The sequence below is a fragment of the Glaciecola punicea genome, from assembly GCF_001756615.1.
GTDB classification, from domain to species: domain Bacteria; phylum Pseudomonadota; class Gammaproteobacteria; order Enterobacterales; family Alteromonadaceae; genus Glaciecola; species Glaciecola punicea.
The window spans coordinates 371,822-385,465 of sequence record NZ_LZXY01000001.1; the positions used below are offsets into that span (position 1 = coordinate 371,822).

Below are 13,644 nucleotides of genomic sequence, written 5' to 3' on the forward strand. Positions count from 1 at the left end.
CGTTAACGGTAAGGAATAATAAAATGAAAGCAGAAATAACATGGCAGCCAAGCGAACATGGTTTAGCCTTTGACGGTGTGATGGACGACGGCAAAACAATTAGCCTTGACGGCAGTGGAAATGATTTGTCGCCTATGCAAGCTGTACTTATAAGCGTAGGTGCTTGCTCTAGTGTCGATGTGGTTGAGATTATGCGTAAAGCAAGACAGCCTATTGAAAGCTGTATTTGTAGACTTGAAGCAACGCGAGCAGACAGTCCCCCGCGTGTATTCGCCTCGATACACGCACATTACGAGGTGTCAGGTAAACAAATAAACGAAAAACATCTGGCGCGCGCAGTACAGCTTTCCTGCGAAAAGTATTGCTCGGTCATGTTAATGCTAAACGCAAAAGTTGCGATCACCACTAGTTTTGGCTTAAGCGAATAAAGCTTTAACAATATTGAGGATTAATACGTATTTGATATGAAAGCTACTAGCACCGCCACTTTTTTTATTCTCATATCCACGCTTGCCGGCTTTGCTGGCGGATATTGGTTGGGCACACACAACACGCTTAAACACTTAGATGCATCTGGCGAGTTTAGCCATAAAAAAACGTCCTTGGTAGACATAGATGTTAAAAAAACAGCACGAGCATCTAATAGAACTGTCGCTTCACCCACAAATATGGGGCTAGCTCAATACGTGTCTGTAGATAATGGTGGCACCACAGTTTTGGAAAACACTGACAAAGACGAACTGTTTTTAGCTCAAAATGCCAGTGTTATTGACACTCTGGCATTTCTTAACGCACTGGAGCAAAGTGGCGAAAAGGAAGCCTATAAAAAAATGGGGTCTGCGCTTGAATTGCTGCGCAATGCAGTAAAAGACAATCCAGAAAACTTTCAAATTTTAGTCGACTACTTTGCTGACTCAGGCACTGAGTCACAAGTACCCTATTATATCACCAGCGTTCTTCACAGCGCTGATATAGTCGACAAAGAGCTACTTATGGCCAATTTAGTGACCCGCTTAAGCGCCCAAGGCACCGCAATAGGCAATACCAAACTATTGCACTTGGTCTCAAGTAGAGGTATGCATGTAGGCAATGATGAGATAGTTTCTACAATTAAAAATATTGCACTTTACAGTCCGGCAGACAGCACTAATAGAACCTTTGCGCTGGATTTATTGATGCCCTTTCAACTCAACTCAAATGAAAAAAACAAAGTTATTACTGATCTATCGTTTGCGTTAAACCAAGCGCCTCGAGAAGAAGTTAGTTTTATTGTTGAAAATATTATTCGCTTCAGTGATAAAAGTGAAAGAGTCACCTTAGCAAGCAGCTACCTTAGCGAAAATAATAACTTTGAAACTCGCGTAGCAATTTTATCAACTATGCACAGCGGTTCGGTGAAACCAAACGATGTCTTAAAAGCAGCGCTATTTAGGATTGCTGAAAACCCGAGCGATCCCTTAAGCAACCACGCCCGTGATACCCTAATGTATGTGTTTGAAATAGACAACGACGAGTATAATAGACTGCGCCAGGGCGGTTAAGAAAGGTCAACAATCGCTAATCATATTGGTTCAGGTCGCACCCTATTTCATCGGCTAGATTCATCAAAATGAGCAGGCGGCAATAAGTCTCTATCAATCGATTTAGTGGGCGTTACGCCAAGCGTTTTGAAGCTTTCTGCTTGCGTTACTAAATTCCCACGACCGGTAGACAGCTTATTCATAGCACCGTCATAACTCTTTTCTAAGGCCTCAATGTTTCTCCCTATGCGCTGCATATCTTCTACAAAATTAGCGAATTTGTCGTACATTTTTTTAGCTTTATCAGCAATGGTTTTGGCATGTTGACTCTGATATTCATACTGCCAAATATTATTGATGGTTCTCAGTGCAACGAGCAAATTAGTAGGACTCACCAGCATTATTTGATTATCCATGGCTAGTTTAACCAAGTCGGGAGCTTCTTGAACGGCTGAAATAAATGCCGACTCCACAGGCACAAACATAAGCACGTAATCAAGTGTTTGCACGCCCGATAAATCTTGGTAGTCCTTTTTACTCAAGCCCTTAATATGCCCTTTAATAGATACAACATGCTCTTTAAGCGCTTTTTTACGCTCGTCATCGCTTTGGGCATTAACGACTCTTTCATGTGCAATTAACGACACCTTCGAGTCAATCACAATGTCTTTTTTGTTTGGCAAATGCACTACTACGTCTGGCCTATATCGTTTACCGTCATTGGCAACTAAGTGTTTTTGTATTTCGTATTCATGGCCTTCACGAAGGCCTGACTCGTCCAAAATACGCGCAAGGACAATTTCGCCCCAGTTGCCCTGCTGCTTATTATCGCCTTTAAGCGCGTTAGTTAACGCAGCCGCCTCTTGGGTAATTTGCAAGTTCAGCTCTTTTAAGCCTAAAATTTCGGTTCTTAAAGAAGCTCTTTCTTGTCCTTCGGTCATGTATTGATCGCGTATTTGTTTTTTAAAATCTTCAATTTGTTGTTTCAGTGGCGACAACAAGTGCGAAATACCTTGCTCACTTGTTTTGGAAAACTTCTCGGATTTTTGTTCAAAAATTTTATTGGCAAGATTCTCAAACTGGGTGTTTAAGTGCTTTTCTGCATTAGCCAGGAGTTGAAACTTTTCATCAAAGCCAATGCGCTCTTGCGCAATCGCTGCTTCTTGCGCTTCAAAGTTTGCCTGCAGCATCGATAAGCGATCTTGCAGAGCATAATACTTTGTTTGTAACTGTGTGTGCTGTTCTTTTAATTCGTATAGTTCGTTGGCCTGCTGCGAGAGTTGGCCAAGCTGGCGCTCTTGATCGGTCACTATTTGCTGTAGTCTACGAGCATCTAAGTGATTTTGCTGAGCCGTTTTTTCCCGAAGCTTAGCTTCTTTTTCATAGTTTATGGCGGTAAGTTCTTGGGTAGAAGAAGAATGAGCAAGGGCTTGCGACACTAAGCCTAGCTCGCTTTGTAGAGCGTGGCGCTCCTGCTGCCATTGGCTTTGCATTAAAGCGACGCTTTTATTGTGCACTCGCCACATAGCATAGGCGACCAATATAGGTACAAAGAGCATACCTGCAATCAATAGGACTTCGTAAGATACGTCTATATTTTGTGCCCAAATGGGTAGGTTCACCAAATTTCCTTTATTAACACTTAATTTATTGTTCACCTTGTGCATGAAACGGCCCACTAAGAGGCCGTTTCATGCTCATGCCTTTGCGGCTTCGGCTATATTTACTTTCCAAATAGCAGGGCCGGACTCGTGCACATTGGCGCCGGTACTGTCTACTGCCACAGTTACGGGCATGTCAACCACGTCAAACTCATAAATAGCTTCCATGCCTAAGTCTTCAAAAGCCACCACTCGAGACTTTTTAATGGCTTTTGAAACCAAATAGGCGGCGCCGCCAACCGCCATTAAGTACACTGCTTTATGTTTAGCAATACTGGCTACAGTGCCGGGTCCGCGTTCGGCTTTACCAATCATGCCGATTAAACCAGTTTGTTCAAGCATCATGTCGGTGAATTTATCCATACGGGTCGCTGTTGTTGGTCCTGCTGGACCTACAGCTTCATCGCGCACAGCATCAACTGGGCCTACATAATAAATAAATTTGTTGGTTAGGTCGACGCCCTCGGGTAAACCTTCTCCATTTTGCAACATAGACTGAATACGTTTATGTGCAGCGTCGCGTCCTGTCAACATTTTACCGTTTAAAAGCACCGTTTCACCCGCTTTCCAATCTTGAATGTCGGCCTTCGTAACGGTGTTTAAATCTATTCTGCGTACGTCTTCACCCACTTCCCAGGTTATTTCTGGCCAGTCTTCCAAACGCGGGGCTTTTTGCTCATATGGCCCGCTGCCATCTAAGGTGAAATGTGCGTGACGCGTTGCTGCGCAGTTGGGGATCATTGCTATTGGCTTTGATGCAGCATGGGTGGGAACTGACATTATTTTAACATCCACTACGGTTGTTAAACCCCCTAAGCCCTGTGCGCCAATGCCTAGGTCGTTCACTTTTTTATAAATATCGACGCGTAGTTTTTCTTCTGTTGTAACCGCGCCTCGGGCAATGAGGTCTTGCATGTCTACTGGATCCATTAAACTTTCTTTGGCTAGTACCGCTGCTTTTTCAGCTGTGCCACCAATGCCTATGCCTAACATACCCGGTGGACACCAACCCGCACCCATGGTTGGCAATGTTTTCACCACCCAGTCGGCAATATCATCGCTAGGGTTTAACATGACCATTTTTGATTTATTTTCTGAACCGCCGCCTTTGGCTGCAATCATTACTTCTACTTTACCCCCGGCAATCATGTCTATATGCACCACCGCTGGGGTATTATCTTTCGTATTTATGCGCGCACCTGCTGGATCTTTAACAATGGAAGCACGTAGCGGGTTATCTGGATTTAAATAAGCGCGTCTTGTGCCTTCATCAACCATTTGCTGCACTGTTAGGTCGGTCTTATCCCAGCTTACCTGCATCCCCACTTTTACAAAGCATGTTACGATCCCTGTATCTTGACAAATAGGACGTTTGCCCTGTGCGGACATTCTTGAATTAATGAGTATTTGTGCCATTGCATCTTTTGCGGCTTTACTTTCCTCTTTGTTGTAGGCTTGCTCGACAGCTTTTACGTAATCCAATGGATGGTAATATGAGATAAACTGTAAAGCATCTTCAATACTATCTATAAAGTCTTGTTGACGAATAGTGGTCATAAATCCCTCTTTATATTAGGTGTGCTGTAAAATTCTTGTGTAATACTTTATATCAACGATAATTTTACAAAAGCAAGTGTCAATGACCAGCGTAAATTGACACAAAGTGTGCGAAGCGACATGGTGAAAGTATAAAATCAGCAGTATACTACTCACACATAGATAATCCACCATGCATTATTAATTAAGCCAAGTTGTGCTTAATGAGCGGTTACTAGTGACGAGATTTATGCTTTGCGCCTGTAGTCCAGCAAGTAAGTATTTTTATTTTGGAGCAGCTTTGGCCTTTTCAATTAACACCCATACCGTAGCAAATTTTTCGCCCGAAAAAGTCTTAACCTTATTTAAAACCATTGAGGATAGATCCTGGTCTTTTTTACTGGACAGTTGTGCACAATCACACATGGGCGGCCGCTTCGATATTATGGTGCACTCGCCGTGTGTAACCTATGAGTTTGCACAAGGAAAACATTCACTAAGCGGCAGTTGGACACAATTAAGCACAGAAAAAGCGCATAAAAACAAACCAAATGAAAATGCCACCTCACTAAGTCATCTTTTTAATAATGCAATATTGAACTCGGTCTGCCCCTATAAAAACTTAGCCAGATTGCAAAAGACGTTTGACGAGTTATTTGATTCTTCATCAATTAGCAACAGCGAGATCCCTTTCGTTGCGGGGGCATTAGGCGTATTTGCCTACGATGGCAATACCTCTTCTGACAATATAAAAAACGATAAACCTCATCAGTACGGATTACCCGATATTAGCGTAGGCTTTTATCATTCAAGTATTGTCTATGACAATCATACCGGCACGCTGCATCTATTTTCAATTGAGAGTAACTTTATTGAAAATAGCCTAAAAAGCATTGCCAATCTGAGAGACGCACAAGTACAAAAAGATGATTTTTCTTTACTTGAACCGTGGCAATCGAATATGTCAAAGGAAGTGTATTGTCAAAAGTTCACCAAGATAGAAAAGTATTTGCAGGCGGGCGATTGCTATCAAGTCAATTTTGCACAACGATTTCATGCACAGTACTACGGTAGTGAGTTTGACGCCTACTGCCGCTTAAGATTGGCGAATAATGCGCCCTTTTCTGCCTATGTGCGTTTACCAAGCAGCACCATTTTGAGTCTTTCGCCTGAGCGTTTTTTATCAGTAAAAGACAGAATCGTTGAAACAAAACCTATTAAAGGTACTCGAAAACGCGACCCTGATCCTGTTATAGACAAAGCGCTAAGCGACGATTTGTTAGGCGCTGAAAAAGATCGCGCTGAGAATTTGATGATCGTCGATTTGTTGCGTAATGATTTAAGCAAGTTCTGCAAACCTCATTCAGTTAAGGTGCCATCACTTTTTTCGTTGGAAAGTTATCCGGCGGTTCACCATATGGTCAGTACCGTGGTAGGTGAGCTAAAAGATGATGCAAGCGCATACGATTTAATGAAAGGCGCGTTCCCGGGCGGTTCGATAACAGGGGCGCCCAAGGTACGTGCTATGCAAATCATTCAAGAGATCGAACCTGATAAGCGCGCTATTTATTGCGGCACCATTGGCTATATCGGAATAAGAGGCGACATTGACACTAATATTTGTATACGCACCCTACTTGCTGAAAATGATAAGCTTGAGCTATCAAAAAAAAGACCTGATGGCGGGTCCAAAACGATTTATTGCTGGGCGGGTGGCGGCATTGTGCTTGACTCTAACGACATTGATGAATATATGGAAAGCCTTCATAAAGTTGCTAAAATATTACCCGTACTGGAACAAACCTGTATCATAAACACCTCAAAAAGGAAGACCATTAATTGAACGAGCTCGACTTTCTTTCTGCTTTTAATCGCCCATGGTCACTACAGGAAGCGTCTGATTATCCTTTTTTTGAGGCCAAAAGACCTGCCGCGGTGCTTATTTGTTTATTTCCTAGTAACAATAAACTGCAGGTATTATTCACCCAGCGCGCGAGTCATTTAAAACATCATGCAGGCCAAGTTTGTTTTCCGGGCGGCAAAGCAGAAAAAACCGACCTCGATTTAGTTGATACTGCTTATCGCGAGGCTCAAGAAGAAATTGGCCTTCAACGCGAGCATCTGCGTTTATTAGGGCGCTTAGGCACTTACAAAACGATAAGTGGTTTTGCAGTAGTGCCGGTTGTGGCTATTTACGATAAACCTATCAAATTAGACAGCGACTTAATTATTGATCCAAATGAAGTGGCCAATGTGTTTAGCGTACCATTAGCTTATTTAATGGATACCCAACGATATTATGTAGAAATGGTTAAGCGCGAAAAAAATAGTTTCCCGATTTATTTTGTTCCTTATAAAGAACGCATGATATGGGGCGCAACTGCCGGTATTCTGGCGCAGCTGCAAAAGCATATAACGACTCATTTACTGGTATAACTTGCTTTCTACTGTCTAATTAACGTGCTTACTCCTGAACTAATGTATTAATTAATAAAATAACCATCCATTAACATTTCTAATCGTTAGCATTAGCTAATCTATCGCATTTTTGACTTGTGTTATAGCTATTTTGTGTAACAATTATGTTACAACTATTGAGGTGTTTTATGATTAGTGTTTTTGATATGTTCAAAGTGGGCATTGGCCCATCAAGTTCCCATACCGTTGGCCCCATGCGTGCTGCCTTAGATTTTTGCGAGGAGCTTGTTAGAGACGATCAACTGCATGAAATTACGCATATAAACACCGAGCTTTACGGCTCATTAGGCCAAACGGGTATAGGCCATGGCACCGGTAAAGCGATAATTTTAGGTTTATTAGGGTTTACGCCCGAAAACGTACCCGTAAAACAAATAGATAGTATGTTAAAAGATGTGGAAAGCACGCGCACACTGTTATTAATGCATAAGCAGCTTATTACGTTTGCCAAAACAGGCGCAATTGTATTTCATCGGCGTAAAGCCTTGCCTAAGCATGCCAATGGTATGACCTTCTTTGCGTACAACGACAAAACAATGGTCAAAACTACCACTTACTATTCTATTGGCGGCGGCTTTATTGTAAAAGATGAAGACTTTGAGGCACAAAAACAAGAAAAATATGCTGTGGCACAAATGGATGCTCCCTTTCCTTTTTCCACTGCCAATGAGCTTTTGCAAATATGCCAGGACAATAGCTTTCGCATTAGCTCCTTAATGCTAAAAAATGAAACAATGCTGCTGCCAGAAGCCGAAGTTAGAAGACGTTTATTGCATATTTGGTATACTATGCAGGAATGTATCGAAAACGGTAAGCAAACCGAAGGGATTTTACCCGGCGGGCTAAAAGTACACCGCCGCGCGGCCGCATTGCTAGCGCTATTAGAGAATGAAAAAAGTAACGACCCTATGCTTGTGATGGACTGGGTAAACTTGTTTGCCTTAGCGGTGAATGAAGAAAATGCCGCTGGAGGCCGTGTAGTGACCGCGCCCACCAACGGCGCTGCCGGCATAATTCCTGCCGTAATGAGCTACTATGATAAATTTGTACGCCCCTTGTCTGACGACGCTGCCTGCAGATTCTTACTCACCGCGGCCGCTATTGGTATTTTATATAAAAAGAACGCTTCAATTTCAGGCGCTGAAGTTGGCTGCCAAGGCGAGATAGGTGTTGCGTGCTCAATGGCTGCAGGCGCCCTTACTGAAATATTAGGCGGCTCGGTAAAATCAGTAGAAAACGCCGCCGAAATTGGCATGGAACACAACCTTGGCCTTACCTGTGACCCCGTTGGTGGTTTAGTTCAAGTCCCCTGTATTGAGCGTAACGCCATGGGGGCAGTTAAAGCCATTAACGCGTCGCGTCTTGCCTTGAGAGGCACCGGTAATCAGAAGGTATCTTTGGATAAGGTTATAAAGACAATGTGGGACACAGGTAATGATATGAAAAGTAAGTATAAAGAAACTGCACGCGGTGGCTTAGCGGTTAATATTATTGAGTGTTAGAGGCCGTAAAAAATTAAAAGGGTCAGGTCCAATTAGCTATTTTTCAAAGAAAAATAGCTAATTGGACCTGACCCTTTTACCTACTTCACCGGCAAAGTTAAATCTTTAAACATAGTCTCAAGTTCATCATTATTCTTTTGCATCATCGCACGCTCAACTACACTCTTAGTCAAATGAGGCGCGAAGCGCTCTATAAATTCATACATGTAATTACGCAGAAACGAGCCTTTTCTAAATCCAATCTTAGTCGTGCTGTAATCAAACAAGTGGCTAGCATCAATTTTAACCAAATCATTATCAAGTACTTCATCAACCGCCATTGAAGCGATAACCCCTACTCCTACGCCTAACCTCACGTAGGTTTTAATCACGTCGGCGTCGGTCGCGGTGAATACAATTTTGGGTTCTAAACCTGCCTCGCTAAAGGCTCTGTCAAGTTCGGAGCGTCCGGTGAAGCCAAACACGTAGGTGACCAACGAATATTTAGCTATATCTTGAATAGTAATGTTGGTTTTTTTAGCCAAAGGATGCGATTTGTTCACAATAACCGACCTATTCCAGTGATAACAAGGCAGCATTATTAAGTCGTTATATAAATGCAAGGATTCAGTAGCAATGGCAAAGTCGGCTTCTCCTTTAGCCGCTAAATCACTTATTTGTGACGGGGTTCCCTGATGCATATGTAAGGATACTTTCGGGTATTTTTGCATAAAGCCTTTTATCACATCGGGCAAAGCGTAACGGGCTTGGGTATGTGTAGTAGCAATATTTAGCTTACCTTGGTCTGGTAAAGTGTGTTCGCGGGCAACTGATTTTATACTTTCTACTTTTGCTAATATCTCTCTAGAAATATTAATTACTTCTTTGCCAGCGTCAGTTACATGCGTTAAGTGCTTGCCGCTTCTACCAAATATTTGAATGCCTAACTCATCTTCAAGCATGCGAACTTGCTTACTTATGCCTGGCTGAGATGTGTATAAATTTTCGGCGGTAGCAGACACGTTCAAATTGTTATTTAACACTTCTACTATGTATCTTAATTGCTGTAATTTCATTGAGTCCCTTAAAATGATGTGTGCGTAAACTTGCTTGTCTAATTTGTACTTGCTTTGATCAACAATAAACTGAATTACTGCTAAGCAGAATATACATTTGGGCGATACAGTAATATAAGTTTGGGTTTAAATAATAGCTAATCTATATGTTTTTTGCATATTAAATTTATAGATTTTTTGTAATAGGTATATTTTATTGCAAATACATGTATTTATGCGTGTAATGCACATAGGTGCTATAGGGGGTTCAATAAAAAATATTAACAGTTCAATTAGGTAGACAAATGATAATGAAATTACCGAAAATTTTGATTCTCCCTATGCAATTAAAGTAATTGACGACGGCTCTAACTACCCCGATAACATGCTAGAAATGGCAAACGTTAAACTGTCTAATATGTGTATATTCAAGCGGTTAAAAAACGACGAATGATGCTGCGTGCACAATACAACAAAGCAAACATAAGGCCTAAGCTTCTTGCTTAGGAAGAAACAGCATTTTTTGTAGCCTGCAGTTAAGAGTCAATGTAGAAACCTTAACCAATAGAGTACAAAATAACGTGAGAATAGATGTGCAAGGCTCTGCGCACCAACACATTGAAAAGGGAATTGCTGCGCTTTCTAATCACGAGCCTCAAGGCGACTACACTGACCAGCGCAAAGTCGAGCTAGAAGCTATACGAAAAAGCCTAGAGATGAATGTTAAAGGCAACAATCTTAAACAGTTAATGGCAGAGAAAGAAAAGAGATTGAATCACTTTTTGCGCCCAAGAAAAAATGGTAGCCAGATAAAAGCACATGAATACTTAGGCTTTTTGCTTCAATGCTAGCTATAATGCTCACATAGACCATATTAAAGGCGTGTATTTTTGTTATTTTCTGAACTTCCCATTGATCATCGAATTGTAAAGAATTTGTCTACGGCTCAACTAAGCGACCTAACGGATATTCAAGCCCAGGCTATTCCGCACGCCTTATTGAATAAAGATATACTGGCGGCGTCAAAAACTGGCTCAGGCAAAACGCTTGCATTCGTGGTGCCTATGGTTAATAGATTATTAACTCAGCGCGCGCTTTCCAAGGCCGATCCTCGCGCCCTAATTCTGGCGCCTACACGTGAATTGGCCAAACAAGTTTATGGTGTTGTACGACAAATAGTCGCTAATACAACACTACAGGCTAATTTAATCGTAGGCGGTGAAAATTATAATGACCAAGCTAAATTGCTTAGAAAAAACCCGCATATTATTGTTGGAACAGCCGGCAGAATTGCCGATCACTTAAACGACAAACAACTTTTTTTACATGGGTTAGAACTGCTAATTTTAGATGAAGCCGACCGTATGCTTGAGCTAGGTTTCGTTGAACAGTTGGCCATTATTCACTCTCAAGCCGACCATAGGAAACGTCAAACAATGATGTTTTCAGCGACCATTGAGCAGGCACAAATTAAAGAAATGACCACGGTGTTGCTAAAAAGCCCACAAAAAATATCGGTTGACGCATCAAACAAACCACACAAAGATATTACGCAAATCTTTTATTTTTCTGATGGTGTGTCGCAAAAAGATGAACAACTTAGTAAAATTTTACGCATTGTGAATCAAGAGCAAGCCATTGTGTTTACCGCCACGCGAACAGACACGCAGCGAATTACTGATTTGTTAAATACTCTACACTTAAATGCGGTGGCACTTAACGGCGAGCTATTACAAAACCAACGCAATCAAGTACTGCAAGACTTTAGTAAAGGTAGATTTAGCGTATTGGTTTGTACCGACTTAGGCGCTAGAGGCCTAGATATAAGCAATGTTGCTCAAGTCATAAACTATGATTTACCTAAGTTCCCGGAAGAATACATTCATCGAATTGGACGCACCGGACGAGCTGGGCGTCAAGGCAGCGCAGCCTCTTTAGTGGGTAAGAAAGATTGGCTCAGCTTTCAGGCAATAAAGGCTAATTATTTAGACGACGTTAATTTCGGCGCAGTTGACGGCATAAATACAAGGTTTACCGGCATAAAAGCAAGGCCTAAAAAAGTCCTCAAAAAAGTCTATAGTAAGCCGGCAAAAATTGTGAAAAAAGCACCTAAAGCAACAACTAAACGGATAAATACAATGGGCTCAGTAGATATTGGACATGCACCAATAAAGCGCCAGGCAAGAAAAATAGAAAATAATTCAGATGACAGCAGACCAGACACAGAAGATTAAAGTTTAGCAGAAAGCCAAAACATAAATTTGCGCCAAGTCAACGTCACTTGGCGTATTAAAACTGCCTTAGTAAATCCGGTGTTTACTTAGTATTCCCACCAGCAGTCCTGCCACCATTCCAAAAATTCTTCAAAATCGATATAGCCGTCACCGTTATCGTCAATCATGTTAAACCCTTCTTGCACATGATTGGCTTTTGTTTTAGGTGACAAAATCGTGAGCATTTCAATAAATTCACGTAAATCGATTTGACCGTTGTTGTCACTGTCGAAATAATCAAATTCTTTACGAATTTCTGCGATTTTTTCGGGGCTCAGGTCTTCGCTCGCTGATTTTGATTCAGTCATGTTATTCCCACTGTAATAAGCTTTTGCAAAGTTTACTCTTTTACCTTGCGCAAAGTCTAGATAAAACTCGACATAGATGATTATTCTTAAGTGCCACTTACAGCACTCATATTATTGTACTTGTTTATTCTTCGCTAATGCCCTTTCCCGTTGAGCCTGTGCTTTTTCATTTCGCTTTGCGTGCATAAGATCTCTAGCTTGGGTACCCACATGCTCTTGTGATCTTTGCTTAGCTAAATTAACTTGCTTCTCTCGTTCTCTGAAGCGCGATAGCTGATCTTGCGAATGTCGGCCAAAGCACGCTGGGCAGGTTACTCCCGCTTCATACTTATCACTTTGCTTGTCTTGTTCGGTAATAGGCAGCCTACAGCCATAGCATTGGTCGTAGATACTTTTTTCAAGCTCATGATTAACGGCCACTCTATTATCAAACACAAAACAGTCTCCTTGCCATAGAGACTCAGACTGAGGCACATCTTCGAGATATTGCAATATACCACCTTGTAAGTGATATACCTCCTCAAAGCCCTGCTCTTTTAAATAAGCGGTCGATTTTTCGCAACGAATACCGCCGGTGCAGTACATTGCCACTTTTTTATGCGTGTTTGGGTCAAGCGATTTAGCCACGTATTGAGGAAATTCACGAAATGAATCGGTATGCGGATTAAGCGCGTTCTTAAAAGTGCCTATTTCAATTTCATAGTCGTTACGAGTATCTATCACTGTAACCTCAGGGTCCAAGATTAGGGCGTTCCAATCTTTTGCAGCAATGTAGGTCCCTACTGACTTTGAGGGATCTATACCCTCTACACCCATTGTTACTATTTCTTTTTTGAGCTTTACTTTTGTGCGGTAAAATGGCTGCTCTGCATGCCATGAGAACTTATGCGAAATAGGAAAGATACGCGAGTCAGCGTTTAAATGTCGAAGTAAATTATCGATGCCCTCTTGAGGGCCCGAAACCGTCCCATTGATCCCTTCGTGAGCCAATAAAATAGTCCCTCTTATATGCTGAGACTCCATAAACTGGCGCAACGGTTCACGCATTTCCACATAGTTATGTAAGGTCACAAACTTATACAGCGCACAAACTAAATATGCGGCGTTTTCTCCGTTGTTATGATTCATTTTCGTTGTTTTTCCTTTGCGAGTTGGAACGTAAAACCAAGGCAAAATTGCGCCACGATATTAGCACAGGGGGACTTTAATGGCTAATCTGGCAGAACTGATCGTTAGATATTATAAATGTACTACTTTAAACAAGCCTATAGCTGCAGACTCGAAACTTCAGTGATGTTCTCAAACATTGTGTCTACAAACTCGGGGCACAAT

Annotated in this window: 12 protein-coding genes; 7 read left to right on the forward strand and 5 right to left on the reverse strand. The window is 41.8% G+C overall.

The window, feature by feature from the left end:
- The first annotated feature begins 23 nt into the window (after nt 1-23).
- Nucleotides 24-428: an OsmC family protein gene (locus tag BAE46_RS01715; protein WP_006004023.1), complete on the forward strand. Its 405-nt coding sequence runs from the start codon at nt 24-26 to the stop codon at nt 426-428.
- Nucleotides 429-464: 36 nt separating this feature from the next.
- Nucleotides 465-1,541, forward strand: coding sequence for a hypothetical protein (locus BAE46_RS01720; protein ID WP_070111623.1), 1,077 nt, complete (start codon nt 465-467; stop codon nt 1,539-1,541).
- 47 nt (nt 1,542-1,588) lie between these two features.
- On the opposite strand, the gene BAE46_RS01725 is transcribed toward BAE46_RS01720, so the two are convergent.
- Both BAE46_RS01725 and BAE46_RS01730 read right to left on the reverse strand, forming a co-directional pair.
- On the reverse strand, nt 1,589-3,142 hold the full coding sequence (locus BAE46_RS01725) for a DNA recombination protein RmuC (RefSeq protein ID WP_070111665.1): 1,554 nt from the start codon (nt 3,140-3,142) through the stop codon (nt 1,589-1,591).
- A 75-nt stretch (nt 3,143-3,217) separates the two neighbouring features.
- Nucleotides 3,218-4,738, reverse strand: coding sequence for a fumarate hydratase (locus BAE46_RS01730; protein ID WP_070111624.1), 1,521 nt, complete (start codon nt 4,736-4,738; stop codon nt 3,218-3,220).
- A gap of 280 nt (nt 4,739-5,018) precedes the next feature.
- On the opposite strand from BAE46_RS01730, the gene pabB reads away from it, so the two are divergent.
- The 3 genes from pabB (at nt 5,019) to BAE46_RS01745 (ending at nt 8,697) form a co-directional block, all read left to right on the forward strand.
- Nucleotides 5,019-6,560 (forward strand): aminodeoxychorismate synthase component I, encoded by a 1,542-nt coding sequence (gene pabB, locus BAE46_RS01735; RefSeq protein ID WP_006004033.1) that lies wholly within the window; start codon nt 5,019-5,021, stop codon nt 6,558-6,560.
- Entirely contained in the window at nt 6,557-7,153 is a 597-nt protein-coding gene (locus BAE46_RS01740; protein WP_006004035.1) for a CoA pyrophosphatase, read from the forward strand. The genes pabB and BAE46_RS01740 overlap by 4 nt, the downstream gene beginning before the upstream one ends.
- Nucleotides 7,154-7,323: 170 nt before the next feature.
- Complete coding sequence (locus BAE46_RS01745; RefSeq protein ID WP_006004037.1) at nt 7,324-8,697, forward strand: L-serine ammonia-lyase; 1,374 nt, start codon at nt 7,324-7,326, stop codon at nt 8,695-8,697.
- A gap of 80 nt (nt 8,698-8,777) precedes the next feature.
- Here BAE46_RS01745 and cysB read toward each other — a convergent pair whose 3' ends face one another.
- Entirely contained in the window at nt 8,778-9,752 is a 975-nt protein-coding gene (gene cysB, locus BAE46_RS01750) for an HTH-type transcriptional regulator CysB (protein ID WP_006004039.1), read from the reverse strand.
- Nucleotides 9,753-10,312: 560 nt separating this feature from the next.
- Between cysB and BAE46_RS01755 the strand changes: the two genes are divergently transcribed.
- Both BAE46_RS01755 and BAE46_RS01760 read left to right on the forward strand, forming a co-directional pair.
- Complete coding sequence (locus BAE46_RS01755; protein WP_006004041.1) at nt 10,313-10,582, forward strand: hypothetical protein; 270 nt, start codon at nt 10,313-10,315, stop codon at nt 10,580-10,582.
- Between the two features lie 39 nt (nt 10,583-10,621).
- Complete coding sequence (locus BAE46_RS01760) at nt 10,622-11,965, forward strand: DEAD/DEAH box helicase (RefSeq protein WP_006004044.1); 1,344 nt, start codon at nt 10,622-10,624, stop codon at nt 11,963-11,965.
- Nucleotides 11,966-12,051: 86 nt separating this feature from the next.
- Here the strand turns inward: BAE46_RS01760 and BAE46_RS01765 are convergent, their stop codons facing one another.
- On the reverse strand, nt 12,052-12,312 hold the full coding sequence (locus BAE46_RS01765) for an EF-hand domain-containing protein (protein WP_006004046.1): 261 nt from the start codon (nt 12,310-12,312) through the stop codon (nt 12,052-12,054).
- Nucleotides 12,313-12,423: 111 nt separating this feature from the next.
- A complete protein-coding gene (gene trhO / locus BAE46_RS01770; RefSeq protein ID WP_070111625.1) occupies nt 12,424-13,440 on the reverse strand; it encodes an oxygen-dependent tRNA uridine(34) hydroxylase TrhO in 1,017 nt (338 codons plus the stop codon).
- Between the last annotated feature and the right edge of the window lie 204 nt (nt 13,441-13,644).

What these genes read in the sequence shown, in the direction of transcription:
- BAE46_RS01720 (WP_070111623.1), top strand. Translation starts at nt 465, where the DNA reads ATGAAAGCTACTAGCACCGCCACTTTTTTTATTCTCATATCCACGCTT.
- BAE46_RS01715 (WP_006004023.1), top strand. Translation starts at nt 24, where the DNA reads ATGAAAGCAGAAATAACATGGCAGCCAAGCGAACATGGTTTAGCCTTT.
- BAE46_RS01765 (WP_006004046.1), bottom strand. Translation starts at nt 12,312, where the DNA reads ATGACTGAATCAAAATCAGCGAGCGAAGACCTGAGCCCCGAAAAAATC.
- BAE46_RS01745 (WP_006004037.1), top strand. Translation starts at nt 7,324, where the DNA reads ATGATTAGTGTTTTTGATATGTTCAAAGTGGGCATTGGCCCATCAAGT.
- cysB (WP_006004039.1), bottom strand. Translation starts at nt 9,752, where the DNA reads ATGAAATTACAGCAATTAAGATACATAGTAGAAGTGTTAAATAACAAT.
- trhO (WP_070111625.1), bottom strand. Translation starts at nt 13,440, where the DNA reads ATGAATCATAACAACGGAGAAAACGCCGCATATTTAGTTTGTGCGCTG.
- BAE46_RS01730 (WP_070111624.1), bottom strand. Translation starts at nt 4,738, where the DNA reads ATGACCACTATTCGTCAACAAGACTTTATAGATAGTATTGAAGATGCT.